Origin of the sequence: Acinetobacter sp. SM34 (assembly GCF_022012365.1) — a bacterium.
Taxonomy (GTDB): Bacteria; Pseudomonadota; Gammaproteobacteria; order Pseudomonadales; family Moraxellaceae; genus Acinetobacter.
Genome location: NZ_JAKLTP010000004.1, coordinates 25,878 through 41,977 on the forward strand (window position 1 = coordinate 25,878; position 16,100 = coordinate 41,977).

The window sequence follows — 16,100 nt, forward strand, 5'->3', positions numbered from 1 at the left end:
TTCTAGAGGGTACGTAATTGTGGGTACTTGGGTATGCTCAAGGGACTCTGTTCTTAGAATGGGGCGTGTAATACGAGGATTATCGTCAGCCTTTCCTTGAATTTTCTAATAATGAAGATTGATCAAACATTTTTTAAAGACCGTCAAAAATTTTATTTACATTTCGATTACCCTCTTTCTCCTGAAAAAATTTTCTCGTATGTTACAAATCCATTAAACATTGAAAGACATGCTTTCTATCCATTTATCCATTTTGAACTTATCTCTCAAAAAATTAAAAAAAATGGCTTTAAAATAGTAAAAGGTAAAAAACAAATTATTGTCGAAAAGCAAACTCCCAAAATTAGACCAATCAAATACTCTGCGCATATCGATGGACATATTTATGCTTATTATGCTTACTTAATGACTGAAAACTATGAAAAATTACTACTAGAGAAAGGAGTTGCAGAGTCAGTATTAGCTTTCAGAAAACTTCCAAACTCTCCAAATAATATCCATTTTGCTAAAAATGTTTTTGATGAAATTAAGAATCGTCAAAATTGTTCTGTTCTTTGTATCGATATTAAAAGTTTCTTTGATGAATTAGATCACCAATTAATAAAACTAGCTTGGTTAAAAGTATTAGGTTTAGAAACACTACCTAATGATCACTATAATGTATTTAAATCAATTACCAATTTCTCATATGTAAACAAAAGAGATGTATACCAGCATCTTGGATTATCAATTAATCGAAATCACAAAGATTTGAAACGATTATGTTCAAGTCAAGAATTTAGAGAAAAAATCAGAAAAAATAAAATAATACGAAGAGGAAGCAAAGGTAAAGGAATACCGCAAGGATCATCCATTAGTGCTTTTATTTCAAATATTTACATGCTAGATTTTGATGAAAAAATAAATAGTAAAGTGCAAAAAGTAGGTGGTAAATATTATCGTTATTGTGATGATATTTTAATTATTAGCGATCCAAAAAATTCAAGACCACTACTAAAAGATATCCAGAGCTTAATCAAAAACTTGAAATTAGAAATTCAAGAGAAGAAAACAAAAATTGCCGAGTTTAAAGAAGGCATTAGGGTCTCAACAGATGAATTACAATATTTAGGTTTTACTTACGACGGTAAAAAAATTCTTCTGCGTGATGCTGGTTTAGCTAAATATTCTCATAAAGTTATGAAAGCAATAAAAATGACAAATAAGCACTTAGTCAAAATTAATACTGCAAGAATTCAACGTAACGAACCACTTCTAGAAAGGCATAAAAAACATATTTATAGACGCTTTTCATTTATTGGATCTAGAAATTATATAAGTTATGCATTAAGAGCTGCACGTATTATGAATGAACCAGCAATTAGAAATCAGATCAAACCTCATTGGAACAAAATTCATCACCATATAAATAAATATGATGAATTGAATGAAGACTTTTACCTTATAGCAAAAGATACATCTTGCTTAAAGTAAGTTATTTCTACAACCAGCTAACTATTTAACCATCTGCGCCAACAACGTTGCAAAATGCTGTTTTATACGCTTCCCTTCATCATCTACCCGATGCAGCTCTCCGACATTTTCATTGTATTTAACAATGTTCCAGCCTTCGTACAAAGCACTTAATTCCCCTTGCTTAAAGGCAAAAGGAAAGTCAGGCTGTGCCGGTATGTCTGGTGTATCCATCGCACAGACAATCAGGTTATAGCCACCCGGAGCAGTCGCCTGCTGCATCTGCGCAATAAGAGGTTTCACCGTTTGGGCCTGTAAAAACATCATCACCACCGTACAGCAAATAAAGTCGTAACGGCCGGTAATACTGGGGTCTGCATTTAAGTCACGCTGCTGCACCTGAATATTATCAATCTGCTCAGCCTGAATAATCTGTCTTAAGGTTTGCAAGCTGTTTTCATTGACATCCCAGGCATCCACTTCAAAACCATGCTGACTTAAATACAGCGCATTACGTCCCTGTCCGCAGCCGACATCCAGGGCACGGCCACCTTGCAAATACGGGGTAGCAGCCAGAATTTCCGAGTGCGTGGGTGAAAGCTGATACTTTTTAGTGAAGTAATCCTGTGGCAGACAGTAAAACCGTAGCTGACATTGCACATCATCACTGGCAGAAATAATTTTATGCCACGCCTGCGGTTCAATAAACGGAGGCTGCTGCTCTGGGCTAAACACATGCTCGGACTGTACGCTACCCGATTCATCCAGCATGGCAAAATTCAGCTCCCCCTTGAATACCGTCAGCTTTGCCCATGTCCCAGCTTTGGTATTGTGCTGATTTTTAAACCCTTGCGGGATACTCTGCTGTGTCCAGACAGGAAGTTCTTTATAACAAATAAGCTGTTGCATAAAAGACTGCGCTCCAAAGCATCGGTGGTCGAGCTGAAATTAATCAGTTGATGATCTATGTTTTTAGCATAGCCCGTTCCACAGCAGATTGAAATAAGCCAGCGACATACCATTCAAGCAAACTAAAAACCATATAGAAAAGCAAAAAACTGCCCGATACGGACAGTTTTTTGGGAAACTTTAAAAGCGAGATAAATATTTTTTTAATGCAGCAGTTGTTCGCGCAACCATTCCATATATTTTTCTTGATCCATAAAGTCGGGGGCGCTACCGGTGTCCAGACTGTAATACTGCTGATTAAACTGAATCACAATCTGCTCGGTATGATGCCAGTCTTCAATCATTTTAAAGTATTGATTAAAGAAAAAACGGTTTTTACCCCAATTGTTCAGGCTTTCCAGTTTCGGGTATTTTTTATTTTCAACAAATTCACTGTATACATGCTGAATATCATCAAAAACGTGTAGGGTTTTCATGACTCACCTGCCTAGATTTCATGTCGTGATCTTTGCGACTGTTTTAATCTAGCAACCGAATTTGAACGGCAAATGACAGTCCTATTGCAAAACTGTCATGTTTGAAAAGATAAGATTCCTGTGTTCAACAGCATGAGCGTTTTACCCGGTAAAGCCCAAGAAAAATCCAATTATTACAAACATCAAAAATATCAATTTCTATTTAATCAAACCCGGATAGGACTAAGAACTTACAAAGCAGTGTAACCCATTTGCAACATCATGTTATCACTCTGTAAATTTAGTGGAATATTCATACAATCAAGCACATCTGAACAGATCAATTAAAAAAAGTAACTATCTCGAGCGTTAAAATATCCAGTACAAAAACCCTCTTTATTCTCACTATTGAGTGACCAACATGAATACTATTAAAACTGCTGTAGCGATCGCTTTAGTTGCAGGTACTACATCTGCTATGGCTGCTACTGCTGCTGTAGAAACAACTCCAGCCGCTAAAGTTGCTGCTGCAAAAGCACAAGTAAAAACAGATGCTGCAAAAACTTCGACTGCTGTTAAAACCACAACTGCTGCAACTCAAGCAAAAACTGCTGCTCATACAACAGTAGCTGCCAAAGATGTTGTAGTCGCAAAAGCTGCTAATGCAAAACAAGCGACTGTTGCTAAAACTGTTCAAGCAAAAGACGCTGCTGCGCATAAAACTGTAGCTGCCAAAGATGTTGTAGTCGCAAAAGCTGCTGACGCAAAACAAGCGACTGTTGCTAAAACTGTTCAAGCAAAAGACGCGGTAGTAACTAAAACTGCTCAAGCAAAAAAAACTGCCGTAGCTAAAACCACTCAAGCAAAAGATGTAACTGTAGAAAAAACTGTAGCTGCGAAAGATGCTGTGGTAGAAAAAGCGGTTGAAGTGAAAGATGCGACTGTTGCAACAACTACTGAAGCAAAAGATGCAACTGTAGAAAAAGCGACTGAAGTTAAACAAGCTGTTGCTGAAAAAGCGGATGCGGTTAAAACTGAAGTAAAAGCTGAGAAAAAATCATTCTTCTCTTGGTTTAAAAAATCTGCTGCTTAATCTTGCCTGAACGCATATGAGCGCTAAAAAAGATGCCATCTGCTGGCATCTTTTTTTATTTCAGCAGCTTTTTTTCTTTCTGGTTTAAGCAAGTTTTTTACATAAATACCGTTTAGAAATTCTGAATTAAAAACTAGCGTATATTGCTATTCGGTGAACTTAACTCTTGTTGTGAAAGCCTGATCGCTTCATTTCGCAAGGTATTTTCCAACACACCCAATGAAATTTGCTCTCGAGCGATTTGTACATTCACGGCATTACGGTTTATGCCAAAAGGCTCAAGCAGAATATACAGGCCTTCTCGTGGGTCTGATGATTGCAAACCTCGGGCAATGGCCAGAACATATTGCTGTAGTGGCAATGGCAGGCTGTGGATGTCTGGCATAGGGGGTTCAGGAACCAGATCTATAGTCATCACAATAGTAGGATCTACGACAAAATTCTGGGCATCCATCTGGATCTGCATAATCCGGTGCTGCAAGGCTTTCTCTCGTTGATGATCATGTGGATCATACATGACCTGTACTGTTTCGGCTTCAACTCTTAACTCTGAATCCATTAAGGGGCTTAATTCAGGTGTATCAGCTATATCGGCAAAAGTAGATGAAATGGAAAAACTTCCGGCAATCGCTACGATTGCGCAGGACAAATTTTTTAGCAGGTTCATGGCAGTTCTACTCAACAATGAATTGAAGTAAACAAACAACCGTCGACACCTGTAATTGTATAGCGTATACGCCTTTCAGCCAGTTAGCCCTGACTAGTGGTCTTGCGGGACATTCTAACTTTCGTTAAAAAAGCTGCCCATTTCACCGCTTAAAAAACATCAGACCTGCTTCGATAAAAAAGCTCTACGCTGGATCATGTTTCTATAAATCAGATTTTTATCTTCTCCTGCTTTACTGCCTCGCTGACATAAAAATTCCGTCATAATCTTTATTTTTCTCGTATTCCGACGCGTAAAAGTACAGAAAATGTTACATCTAAGGGTTCAGCTGCAGCTTGCAAAGCCTCTGAAATCGGCTGTAATGGATCATGCGTGTTGTGATCCTGATAATGTTTCAGCGCTGACCAGGTTCTTAAATAACTGAGTAGTTGCTGTCCTGTCCACTGATAATGCAAATGCAGTTCCGGTACAGTTTGTTCCTGAAAAGGAAATGGAATGCTTTGATACAGCTCATCAATATAACGGCGTTCACTGTCCCAATAGCCTTTTAAGGTTTCAGAATACAGCTGCTGAACCAAGGCATTGATTGCAGCATCCTGTACTTCAATGAGGCCATAACCAATGGCAGCGAACACGCCTTGCGGTTTAAGCACCCGTTTCACTTCTTTATAAAATGCATCGAAGTCAAACCAGTGAATGGCTTGAGCCACCGTAACCAGATCAATGGATTGTGCTGGAATACTGGTCTGCTCGGCCGCTTGCACCTGATAGCTGACATTTTCAAAATAAGGCGCTTGTTGTAACTGAGCCTCGCTAATATCTGTAGCCAGCACATGCTCGAAATATGGAGCCAGAAGCTGGGTAAACTGACCTGAGCCCGCGCCGCAATCCCAGGCAAAAGTTCGTTCTGGTACATGACGTAAAATTTCTTTGACAATTTGGATGGAATAGCTCGGACGGGCCTGCTTATAGCGCAAACTATTGCTGGAAAAAAGATCTTTCATTTAACGATGCTCAAATATTTTTATCAGTTTAATCAATAATCTGATCGATTCTAAAACTGGTCTGGGCAATGGGCACCAGCTGATCATTCAATTGATAATATTTAACATCGTATGTACCCACTTTCCAGCCTTTTGCCGGATTAAAACTGACCCAGTTCTGTTCCCGATTGACACTGATGCGCTGCGGCATAAAAAACAGCACTTCACCGGTAGCCTGGTTGCTCCAGCGAACAAAAACCTGCTGGTTATTCGGCGTTTTTCCTAAAGTATCAAAATGGGCAAAAAGCTGCTGTCCGGCATAAATCTGTCTCGGCAGCACGTTATTGGTTATATATTGTTGCTGCGCCGTGACGGTGGCCTGACCGGTCATGGCCTCATTCGGATCATTCTTTGCATCGACAAATTCACCGACCAGACGTTTGGCAAACTCGCGCTTGTTGTGGATAGCAGATAAATCATAATCCGGAAAAGCCTGCTGTAGATATTTATCAATCTGCTCGGGTGTGGCCTGATCGATAACACTATTGAGTTGGGTTTTCTGTTTTTTCAGCTGTTGCTGCAATACCCGATGATTGTCAGGTTGCGCTTGCGTGTTTTGCTGAATGGTCTGGATAAAATTTTCCACAGCCATATCCTGAGTATGCTCAGGAACAGATGGTTCAGATTCAGGCCTGGATGGGGCAACAAAATAGCCCAATCCAAAACACAGCATGCCAATCAGCAGCGGCATCACAAATTTCATGCGGCTTAAATACACGACTTAGTTGCAGCTAATGGTTTCAGTCAGGTTTCCGACCGTTATATTCAAGCTACCTGTAGGAAATAATGCCCCTGCAGCGACTTGCTGCCTGGTCAAATTAGTTCCTGAAAGCAGTCTTAATCCCTCCGAAGTACAAAGTCCGGTTTGGGTATCATTGGTCAGTCTTGCCACACAGCCATTTACCGTCACTTGATGGATATTTGCTCCAGGTTGAGCACATAGCTGAGTAATAACAACTGAAGAAGGTGATTGCAGCTCACAGGCTGAACAGTCCTGATTTGCGCCACCACAGGCATTGGCCGCTTTTTCACTGCGGCAAATAAAAGTTTGCGTACCAAAGGTAAAGGTTTTCTCAAAAGAAGAGTTGAAGTGATCTTCAAATCCACTACCACCACAAGCCGTGACTAATACCGATAAAAAAGTGAATACGGGGAGCGCGATTCTTTTCATTGTGGAGTCTCCAATAGTTATTGCTTTGATTCTATAAGAAAGAAATCCTCAACCTGTGGAAATGTAAAGCGAGAAAAATTATTGCATTTTCGGTGTCGGTACCGCAGGTACAGGAGGATTATTCACAGAACGTTCAAGCGTACCAATATTGATATTGTTCAGGTTGATCTGTAGATGACCACGTTCGAGGGGCTGCATACTGTTGCTACGGTCTATGCCAAAGGGTTGCAACATAATATACAAGCCTTGCGTAGGATCACTCGACTGTAAACCCTGAGCAATATTCAATACATGTTGTTGAAGTAAGGGAGGTAAGGAATTTAGGTCTGGCTGTGATTGTAAGGGCTGAATTTCAAGATTGGCAACCACATGGCTGTCTATCATAAAGTTTTGGGCTTCACGTGAATTACGAATTATTTGATGCTGTAAAGCACGGCGATTCATCTCATCATTCTGATACGGCACAATCCCTGTTTCTTTACGTAATTCTGGCTCAGCCAACACTTGCAGGGTCGGCAAGGTCACAGTGTCATCCGCATGGGCCATCATGCTTTCTGTACCACCGAATATCAACACCAACGCAGAGATTTTTAGAAGATTCATAAGCTTGACTCGTAACATAATTTCAAGGCAATGCAGCTTCACACCATGCAAGGAAAATGTTTCTAACTGCAACTTTATACGTTATAGCCTACATGAAATTCCGTTTTTGCTCACATTAACTCAGATAAACGGTGTTTCAAAACCACCACAATGATTAATGATATTCGATTCTTATTCGTGTTTTATCGCAGCTTGCATGCAGATATAAAACCATACCCAACAGACAGGCAAAAAAAATCCCCAAACAATGTTTGAGGATTTTTTGAATATGGTGGCGAGACCCAGGATCGAACTGGGGACACACGGATTTTCAATCCGTTGCTCTACCTACTGAGCTATCACGCCAATGCCGTGTATTAAGCCGTATCTGTCATCAATAGTCAATATAATTCATCACATTTTTATTTGATCGAATATTTTTTACCCAAAAAAAATCCCTGATGGGATCAGGGATTGAAATCTTAAAATAGATTTTAAATATGGTGGCGAGACCCAGGATCGAACTGGGGACACACGGATTTTCAATCCGTTGCTCTACCTACTGAGCTATCACGCCGATGCCGCGTATTAAACAGTTTAAGTGTTTTTCAGTCAAGCAAGTTTTGGGCTTTTTAAAGCAAACGTTTATTTTTACAGCAATTTGGCGTTTATTTGCTTATTTTTTATTTAAAACTCAAATCATTATTGAGTGGCATCGATATTTTTCCTCATAAAAAAGCAGCCTCAAGGCTGCTTTTTTATTTGCCAGACGGGTTTAAATTTTTTCCAGATGGGCCAGACAACGATGAATTGCTCCACAGCCCGGTTCAAATGTCTTCACGCCTTTTTCTTCTTCCATCCGGCATACTTCACTGACCAGGCGTTCTGCAACCCCGCGTCCACGGTTGGCCGGATGTACCACAATATTTTCCAGTACCCGGCTTTCGCCCTGCCCGGTACACCAAATCGCCCCAATCAATTTTGTATTAAATTCTGCTGTATAAACTAAGGTATACTGAGCCAAGTTTTGCTCTAGTTGTTCAATGGCATCCTGCCCGTCACCAAATTCCGGGCTGGTGTCATACAGTCGCTCAAGCTGGCTGCGCACTTCGTCATTTTCTAGTGAAGTATAAGCATGTACGGTAATAGGCATTGATTAACCCTCCTGAGCAATCTAATATGCGGGGACTTCGTCACCCGCGAAAAAACATTTTACATCATCATTTTTGACGTTTTTGAGGAACGTGTCTATGACGCAACGTATCAGTGAAGTGGTAAGAAACACTAACGAAACCAAAATCCGAGTTCGTGTGAATCTTGATGGTACAGGTCAAGGCACTCTCAACACAGGTGTTCCATTTTTAGATCATATGATTGATCAAATCAAGCGACATGGCTTATTTGACATTGATATTCATTGTGATGGTGACCTGGAAATTGATGATCATCATACCGTAGAAGACTGCGGGATCACACTTGGACAAGCATTTGCCCAAGCCCTAGGTGACAAAAAAGGCTTAAAACGCTATGGTCATTTTTATGCACCACTAGATGAGTCTTTAAGTCGTGTAGTAGTCGATTTATCAGGTCGTCCAGGTCTGTTTATGGATATTCCATTTACACGTTCGATGATTGGTCGTTTTGATGTAGATTTATTCTCTGAATTTTTCCAAGGTTTTGTAAATCACGCCTTAATGACGCTGCACATTGACAACCTGAAAGGCAAAAACAGCCATCACCAAATCGAAAGCGTGTTTAAAGCTTTTGCACGCGCGCTGCGTATGGCATGTGAAATCGATCCACGTGCAGAAAACACTGTTGCTTCAACCAAAGGTACTTTGTAATGACCCGTATTGCCCTTCTTGACTATGGCATGGGAAATTTACACTCTGCAGCCAAAGCCCTGGAACATGTTGGCGCAACTGTAGATGTGACCAATGATCCCAAGCTGATTGCCCAAGCCGATAAAATCGTATTTCCCGGTGTAGGCGCAATGCGTGACTGTATGCAGGGCATGCATGAAGCCGGTATTGATGAAGTGGTACGCCATGCCGTATTTAACAAGCCTGTTCTTGCGATTTGTGTCGGCATGCAGGCCTTGATGCAACGCTCGGAAGAAAATGGCGGTTCAGATGCGCTGGGTATTTTTGCAGGTGAAGTAAAGCGTTTTCCGGATATGGCCGGCTTAAAAGTGCCGCACATGGGCTGGAACCAGGTGCATCAGGCTGACCCAAGTCATCCAATGTGGAAAGACATTGAACAGGATGCACGTTTCTATTTCGTGCATAGCTTCTATGTTGAACCTCAAGATAAAAGCCTTGTAGCTGCCACTTGTGACTATGGTCTAGAGTTCTGCACGGCATTGCATAAAGAAAATCTGTTCGCGACCCAGTTCCATCCGGAAAAGAGCCATACCGCAGGTTTACAGTTACTGAAAAACTTTGTGGAATGGAAAATCTAAACATCCATTTTTAAATATTTTAAAAGCTCAACTCTGGTTGGGCTTTTTTATTTTGAGATCTAAGCTTAAAAATCCCTCTTTAAATTCAGATTAAAATTGATTATTATTTGACTAACAATTAAACATATTTATTTAAAAAATATAGGAAAATAATAATGAGCAATATTAATAATGACTCAGCACTGAATGCTGATGGACGTTTTGGTCGATTATCCTATCTGGGCTGGAATGGACTGCTGTGTATCTCCATTATGCTTATCGCCATCCTCGTCGCTATTGGACTTCCATGACTGCAAACACCAGATCAAAGACTGCCTACTTCAGCAATACTATTTTTAGGTTTTGTATATATGGGTGTGCTGTATTTTACTTTCATCTTCGCCATCCGACGCCTACATGACCGCAATCACAGCGGATGGCTGTCCTTGCTGACGCTGATCCCATTGATCAATTTGGGTTTAACACTGTATTTAGCTTTTGCTAAAGGTGATGAACATGAAAACCAGTTTGGTCTACCGCGTAGCACAAAAACCTGGGAAAAAGTGTTGGCATGGTTCTATGTGCTGATTTTCCCAATCGGTATTTTAGCTGCAATCGCTATCCCTGCTTATCAAGACTATGTACAGCGCGCACATCAAGCGCAAATAGAAATACAGCAGCAAGCAGAGCAAAACCACTAATAACTTCCGCTATACATGACTAAAGCCTGCAATATGCAGGCTTTATTTTTGCCTAAAATTTGAAAAACAATTAAGCTGAATGACAATAAACCACGCTATCAATTGTTATGGAAGAGTCGCTGCTTCAAATCCTGCCCAGCAAAGAACAAATTCAGGCCTTCCCTTTATTTCAGAATCTTCCATCAACACAGATTCAGGTCATTCACAGCCTGGAACAGTGTCATGCTTTGGAAGCAGAATTAAAACACTGTGCTGTTCTGGGTTTCGACAGCGAATCCAAACCGACCTTTGAAAAAGGTGAAGTTTCCACTGGTCCGCATTTAATTCAATTGGCCAGTGCCGATAAAGCCTATTTGTTCCAGATTAATCCACAAATATTAGCGTTTTTAAAACCCATTTTTGAAAATCGCGATCAGATTAAAGTTGGCTTTGGCTTAAAAAATGATGCCCATCTATTCCGTAAAAAAGGCATCGAACTGAATAGTGTCATTGAACTGTCAAAATGCTTTAAAGCTTTGGGTTTCAACAATCCGATGGGACTGAAAAATGCCATGGCACTGTTGTTTCAGGTCAATTTTCCAAAAAGTAAAAAAATAAGTACCTCGAACTGGGCAAGAAAAATCCTGACTCACCATCAAATTGAATATGCGGCTGCCGATGCCTATGCGCCGGTTTTGGTGTTTGAAGAGTTACTGCGCTTGGGCTTAATCCCGAAACATATTCCCAATACTTCATTAAAATTACGCATTCGCCCGAACAAAATAAAAGCTGTAACTGATGCTTAGAGATTTGCCAATACTTTGTTAAGATGGAACACAATGAATTCAATAAGATTTGGCAAGGAGCGAAAGCATGCTGATCATCCCTGCAATTGACCTGAAAGATGGCAAATGTGTCCGTTTAAAACAAGGCCGTATGGAAGACGATACCGTATTCTCTGACGATCCGGTTGCAACTGCACAGCATTGGGTCAATGAAGGCGCACGCCGCTTACATCTGGTGGATTTAAACGGTGCTTTCGCAGGTACACCAATTCACAAACCTGTGGTTGAAGCCATTGCTAAAGCGCAACCAGAGCTACCCATTCAAATTGGCGGTGGTATTCGCTCGCTAGAAACCATTGAACACTACTTGGATGCTGGCGTATCTTTCGTGATTATTGGTACCAAAGCAGTTCAAGATCCTGAATTTGTTGAAGAAGCCTGCAAGAAATTCGCGGGTCACATTATTGTGGGTATCGATGCCATGAATGGCATGGTGGCAACCGATGGCTGGGCAAATGTCACTGACGTAAAAGCGACTGATCTTGCTAAACGTTTTGCTGATGCCGGTGTATCGAGCATTGTCTATACCGACATCGCACGTGACGGTATGATGCAAGGTGTAAACATCGAACAGACCGTTAATCTTGCAACCTATTCAGGTTTGCCCGTGATTGCCTCTGGTGGTGTAACCAATCTTGATGACGTTCGTAAATTAAAAGGCCAGCCGGGCATTTTAGGTGCGATTACTGGTCGTGCAATCTATGAAGGCACGCTCAACCTTCGTGAAGCGCAATCACTTTGGGATGATCAATCCATTTAATATGTCGATTCATCCTTAAGAGGTCTTCGGACCTCTTTTTTATTTCAATAAATTTCTTCGCTGTATAGACATGTCAAACGCCCTTTCCTGGTTTAAAACCAAAACTCTGCAGCTTGCCTTAATTTTAATTACCATAATTTGGGGCGGCTCATTTATCACCGTGCAATACGGTTTAAATTTTGCCAGTCCGATGTTTTTTGTCGGCTGTCGTTTTGCCGCAGCCATGCTGTTCGTGGGTCTTTTTTCCTGGAAAGATTTAAGCGGAATCAATCTGAAAGAAATCGCTGCCGGTGCATTGATTGGCTTGGTGATTGCGATTGGCTATGGCACACAGACTATTGGACTGCAAAGTATAAGCAGCAGTGAATCGGCCTTTTTAACGGCGCTTTATGTACCTCTTGTGCCGATTCTTTTATGGTTACTGTTCCGTAAAACCCCGCAATTCATGACCTGGTGTGGCGCAGCACTGGCCTTTTTAGGTCTGGTCTTTTTAACCGGCAATGGCCTTGGGCAAGTACAACTGAACTTTGGACAAATGATCACCATTCTCGGTTCAATTGCTATTGCCATGGAAATTATTCTGATTGGTTTTTTTGCTGCTAAAGTCAATGTCCGTCGTGTCACCGTGATTCAACTCGGCTTTGCCTCGATCTTTGCTTTTTGCATGATGCCTTTGGCGGGTGAAAGCTGGAATCCTACTTTTTCCTGGCCACTGCTGATTATTTTAGGCTGTTTAGGTTTTGCCAGTGCCGCCATTCAACTGGTGATGAACTGGGCACAACGTGCTGTTGACCCTGCGCAGGCTGCGATTATCTATTCAGGTGAGCCGGTTTGGGCAGCGCTGATTGGCCGGATCGCAGGTGAACGTTTACCCTTGCTGGCCATCCTTGGTGGGGTGTTGGTGGTTTTAGGGGTGATTATCAGTGAGTGGAAACCGAAGTTTTTGAAGAAAAATAAAGAAGTGAATTCTTAAAAGATCTCTTTCTCCTGAATATTTCTCTAAAGAAAATCCTCCTCCTCTAGGAAGGGTTTGTAGTGGTAGGAGAGATCAATTTCAAGACCATGAGAAATTCGAATTTTTCACTGCACATTGTTGCTCTCTCCTCAATCCTCTCCCACAGGGAGAAGAAGAATCCTTCTCGGTTTTTGTTGAAGGAAAGATATTTAAAACGACACCATCTTCCCCGGATTAATCAATGCACCCAGCCCATAGGCGCTTTTTGCTACCGGAATGACCACGGGTGCCAGTGCACGACCAAACAGAATCTCCTGATGATGAATACGGGTCAGCATATTGAAGTCATCCGCTTTGCCACAGAAATCATCAGCAATCGCCTTACCGATACGTACCGTTTGCGCTACACCATGACCGCTCCAGCCCTGTACGGCATAGATCGGAAATTTATTACCAAACTTACGGCTATCTGCCGCGCCATTCATGGTCAGGTCAGTGGTTCCGCTCCAGACAAAATCCAGCTCGACACTTTTTAACTGCGGAAACACATGTTGAATCCGGCCCAATAAATACTGATGGGTTTTTTCGGGATTCCAGCATGAGCCTGTCCCCTCACCACCAAACAGCAAGCGGTTTTGAGATACACCACGGTAATAGTCGATCTGGAATTGTGTGTCATAGACCGGTGCATCAGTTGGTAATAATTCTTTTAAATCAAATTCTAATGGAGCTGTGGTACACACATAGGTATAAAACGGAATCGTGGTCTGATTGTTCTTTTGCAGCAACTTAAAGGAGGCATGATGCACCCCCATCACCACACTTTTACGTGCCTTAATCACTCCACTGGTGGTGGTCACATAAATACCATCTTCCCGTTCTTCTACTGCAGTGACTTCAGTTTGCTCATAGACTTTGCCACCATTTTTACAGAAACCATAAATGAGGCCGCGGGTTAAAGCCAGGGGATGAATATGTCCACCCAGAGCATCCAGCAAACCACCACAATAATTGTCAGAGGCAATGTGTTCTTTCAGCTCATGCTTGCCTACCACTTGAGTATGGGCCTCATCCAAAAACTTGCGTGCATCGGCACCTTGAGTTAAACCGACCAAATGCCCTTCATGTACGGCAGCGGTGATATGTCCACGTTTACGCTGCAAGTCCAGATCGTATTGATCTGCAATCGAATCAATTAAAGCCATGGCTTCGGTTGAGGTAAAGTGCCAGAGTTTTTTGGCATCTGCATAACTGAAATGTTCAATCATTTCTGCCGCTTCCCAACGTGCCAAACCAGGAGTCAATTGCCCGCCATTTCTTCCAGAAGCCGCACTGCCAATCCGGTTTTTCTCGACCAGAACCGTCTCCACCCCCTGCTCAGACAGATGCAAAGCGGTTGATGCCCCGAGCAAGCCGCCACCAATCACCACCACATCACATTCAATATCGGCACTCAAGACATCAAACTGGTGCCATTGTTCCAGTGAACTTTCATAGTAATTCGCAGGATGCCCAAATGCACCATGCTTTGGATTAACCCAGTTCCATTCCTTGCCACTTTGTTGGTTTACGCTGGCTTTAAACTCTACATCATTTAAAAATACTGGCTTTTGTATATTCATGTTCATTCTTCCCATCTTCAATTCATTTCAAAATTTGCGGCAATCTTTTAGTAGGCGTTGCCAATCACAATGGTTTGCTTTTTCAGTTTTTTGTACAGGAAGATCACAATCCCGACAGACAGCCAGCCACAACCAAACAACAGTGCTGAACGCTCTAGGTTGAACCATAAACACATGATCACGCCGACCGAAATAAACGGTAAAATCAGGTTTAAAAAGATGTTTTTCATCCCGTGGCGTTGCTGGTCACGGACATAGAATTTGACGAAAACCGAAAAATTGACTGCGGTAAAGGCAATCAAGGCCCCGAAGCTAATCATGCTCACCACAGTTGCCAGGTCAAGGGCGATGGCAGTCAGGGAAATCAAACCAACCAAGAGTACTGCATAAAGCGGTGTGCCTAATTTGCTGTGAACTTGCCCAAAAGTTTCTCTATGAAAAATACCATCTTTACCCATAATATGAATCAGACGGGATGCACTGGCATGGGTTGCCAGACCTGAAGCGAAGGTATTCATAATTTGTGCACACAGAAATACCGACTGGAACAATGCTCCACCGACATACAGCACAATTTCAGGCAAGGCTTCATCCGGGTTGTTAAAACGGACATTGCTTGGAAAATAGAGTTGAATAAACCAGGATGCTGTCAGGAAAATGATGCCGCCTGCCAGTGTAGTTAGCATCACCGCACGTGGAATGGTTCGTTTCGGATCTCGAGTTTCATGCGACATGGTGGTCACCGCATCAAAGCCCAGGAATGAAAAGCACAGGATGGATGCCCCTGCAATCAAGGGCAGGATGGAGCTGTCACCATTAAATAACGGCGCAAGAGTCAACACATGCTCATAACCTTGCCCCTCACCTACACCGCGAATCACCAGATAGATGAATAGCACCATCAGCAATAAAGGTGCGATCACAAAGACCAGACTGAGATTGGCAAGAAAATTAATGCGGAAACAGTTAATGAGTGTGACCAGGCCTGCAAACAGCGTGACCCACATCCAGTAAGGTACGCTGGGAATAACCGCTTCCAGATAAATCCCGGCCAACAGGGCATTCACTAAAGGCAGCAAGATGTAGTCGAGCAAGGAACACCAGCCCACAAAGAAGCCAGCTTTGGCCCCACAAGATTCCGCGGTGTAGGTATAGGCAGAACCGGGTTTTTCAGTTTGCCGGCTAAAGCGTGCATAGCTAAATGCAGTCAGCAGCATCGCCACCAAAGCAAAAATATAAGCCAAGGGTACCCGGCCATCGGTGATTCCAGACACAATACCAAAAGTATCAAACACCACCATTGGGGTCATATAGGCCACACCAAGGATGACGACTTGCCATAACGACATTTTTTTGAAAGAGACTTGTGTTTTCTCCATAGCTGTCACCTAAACATTATTTATTTGAGTTATTTGTTCATTTGCAA

Annotated in this window: 17 protein-coding genes, 2 tRNA genes and 1 pseudogene; 8 read left to right on the forward strand and 12 right to left on the reverse strand. The window is 42.0% G+C overall.

The genetic code is table 11. From position 1 onward, the window contains the following. Positions 1–111: 111 nt before the first annotated feature. Positions 112–1,473, forward strand: coding sequence for an antiviral reverse transcriptase Drt2 (gene drt2, locus LZZ98_RS04565; protein WP_237786841.1), 1,362 nt, complete (start codon positions 112–114; stop codon positions 1,471–1,473). Positions 1,474–1,494: 21 nt separating this feature from the next. Here the strand turns inward: drt2 and tehB are convergent, their stop codons facing one another. Together tehB and LZZ98_RS04575 are read right to left on the reverse strand one after the other, a co-directional pair. Continuing rightward, a complete protein-coding gene (gene tehB, locus LZZ98_RS04570) occupies positions 1,495–2,361 on the reverse strand; it encodes an SAM-dependent methyltransferase TehB (RefSeq protein ID WP_237786842.1) in 867 nt (288 codons plus the stop codon). Positions 2,362–2,564: 203 nt separating this feature from the next. Further along, positions 2,565–2,837 (reverse strand): hypothetical protein, encoded by a 273-nt coding sequence (locus LZZ98_RS04575; RefSeq protein ID WP_086197715.1) that lies wholly within the window; start codon positions 2,835–2,837, stop codon positions 2,565–2,567. A gap of 400 nt (positions 2,838–3,237) precedes the next feature. Here LZZ98_RS04575 and LZZ98_RS04580 point away from each other — a divergent pair, with 400 nt between their 5' ends. Next, positions 3,238–3,909 carry a hypothetical protein gene (locus LZZ98_RS04580; protein ID WP_237786843.1) on the forward strand — a complete coding sequence of 224 codons (672 nt, stop codon included), beginning with the start codon at positions 3,238–3,240 and terminating at the stop codon, positions 3,907–3,909. 133 nt (positions 3,910–4,042) lie between these two features. Here LZZ98_RS04580 and LZZ98_RS04585 read toward each other — a convergent pair whose 3' ends face one another. The 8 genes from LZZ98_RS04585 to LZZ98_RS04620 all read right to left on the reverse strand — a co-directional run bounded on the left by LZZ98_RS04585 (position 4,043) and on the right by LZZ98_RS04620 (position 8,525). Further along, positions 4,043–4,576 (reverse strand): hypothetical protein, encoded by a 534-nt coding sequence (locus LZZ98_RS04585; protein WP_237786844.1) that lies wholly within the window; start codon positions 4,574–4,576, stop codon positions 4,043–4,045. Between the two features lie 269 nt (positions 4,577–4,845). Next, positions 4,846–5,580, reverse strand: coding sequence for a class I SAM-dependent methyltransferase (locus LZZ98_RS04590; RefSeq protein WP_237786845.1), 735 nt, complete (start codon positions 5,578–5,580; stop codon positions 4,846–4,848). A 28-nt stretch (positions 5,581–5,608) separates the two neighbouring features. Beyond that, entirely contained in the window at positions 5,609–6,322 is a 714-nt protein-coding gene (locus tag LZZ98_RS04595) for a hypothetical protein (protein ID WP_237786846.1), read from the reverse strand. Between the two features lie 18 nt (positions 6,323–6,340). Next, positions 6,341–6,790: a hypothetical protein gene (locus tag LZZ98_RS04600; RefSeq protein ID WP_237786847.1), complete on the reverse strand. Its 450-nt coding sequence runs from the start codon at positions 6,788–6,790 to the stop codon at positions 6,341–6,343. Between the two features lie 78 nt (positions 6,791–6,868). Further along, positions 6,869–7,393 carry a hypothetical protein gene (locus tag LZZ98_RS04605; protein ID WP_237786848.1) on the reverse strand — a complete coding sequence of 175 codons (525 nt, stop codon included), beginning with the start codon at positions 7,391–7,393 and terminating at the stop codon, positions 6,869–6,871. A 269-nt stretch (positions 7,394–7,662) separates the two neighbouring features. After that, positions 7,663–7,738, reverse strand: a tRNA-Phe gene (locus LZZ98_RS04610). Between the two features lie 135 nt (positions 7,739–7,873). Further along, positions 7,874–7,949 (reverse strand) — tRNA-Phe (locus LZZ98_RS04615). A gap of 198 nt (positions 7,950–8,147) precedes the next feature. Next, entirely contained in the window at positions 8,148–8,525 is a 378-nt protein-coding gene (locus LZZ98_RS04620; RefSeq protein ID WP_086174631.1) for a GNAT family N-acetyltransferase, read from the reverse strand. A gap of 97 nt (positions 8,526–8,622) precedes the next feature. Here LZZ98_RS04620 and hisB point away from each other — a divergent pair, with 97 nt between their 5' ends. From hisB to LZZ98_RS04650, 6 genes and pseudogenes are all read left to right on the forward strand, one after another. Further along, positions 8,623–9,216 (forward strand): imidazoleglycerol-phosphate dehydratase HisB, encoded by a 594-nt coding sequence (hisB, locus tag LZZ98_RS04625; RefSeq protein WP_237786849.1) that lies wholly within the window; start codon positions 8,623–8,625, stop codon positions 9,214–9,216. Further along, positions 9,216–9,833, forward strand: coding sequence for an imidazole glycerol phosphate synthase subunit HisH (hisH, locus tag LZZ98_RS04630; protein ID WP_237786850.1), 618 nt, complete (start codon positions 9,216–9,218; stop codon positions 9,831–9,833). The genes hisB and hisH overlap by 1 nt, the downstream gene beginning before the upstream one ends. A 155-nt stretch (positions 9,834–9,988) precedes the next feature. Then, positions 9,989–10,513, forward strand: a pseudogene (locus LZZ98_RS04635) (DUF805 domain-containing protein). 107 nt (positions 10,514–10,620) lie between these two features. Beyond that, positions 10,621–11,298, forward strand: a complete 678-nt coding sequence (locus LZZ98_RS04640; RefSeq protein WP_237786851.1) for a 3'-5' exonuclease — start codon at positions 10,621–10,623, stop codon at positions 11,296–11,298. A 67-nt stretch (positions 11,299–11,365) separates the two neighbouring features. Further along, entirely contained in the window at positions 11,366–12,097 is a 732-nt protein-coding gene (gene hisA, locus LZZ98_RS04645; protein WP_086174636.1) for a 1-(5-phosphoribosyl)-5-[(5-phosphoribosylamino)methylideneamino]imidazole-4-carboxamide isomerase, read from the forward strand. Between the two features lie 70 nt (positions 12,098–12,167). After that, a complete protein-coding gene (locus tag LZZ98_RS04650; RefSeq protein ID WP_237786852.1) occupies positions 12,168–13,070 on the forward strand; it encodes a DMT family transporter in 903 nt (300 codons plus the stop codon). A gap of 191 nt (positions 13,071–13,261) precedes the next feature. Here the strand turns inward: LZZ98_RS04650 and LZZ98_RS04655 are convergent, their stop codons facing one another. Then, positions 13,262–14,674, reverse strand: coding sequence for an NAD(P)/FAD-dependent oxidoreductase (locus LZZ98_RS04655; protein WP_442862687.1), 1,413 nt, complete (start codon positions 14,672–14,674; stop codon positions 13,262–13,264). A gap of 47 nt (positions 14,675–14,721) precedes the next feature. Then, positions 14,722–16,053 carry an APC family permease gene (locus LZZ98_RS04660; protein ID WP_237786854.1) on the reverse strand — a complete coding sequence of 444 codons (1,332 nt, stop codon included), beginning with the start codon at positions 16,051–16,053 and terminating at the stop codon, positions 14,722–14,724. Positions 16,054–16,100 lie beyond the last annotated feature (47 nt).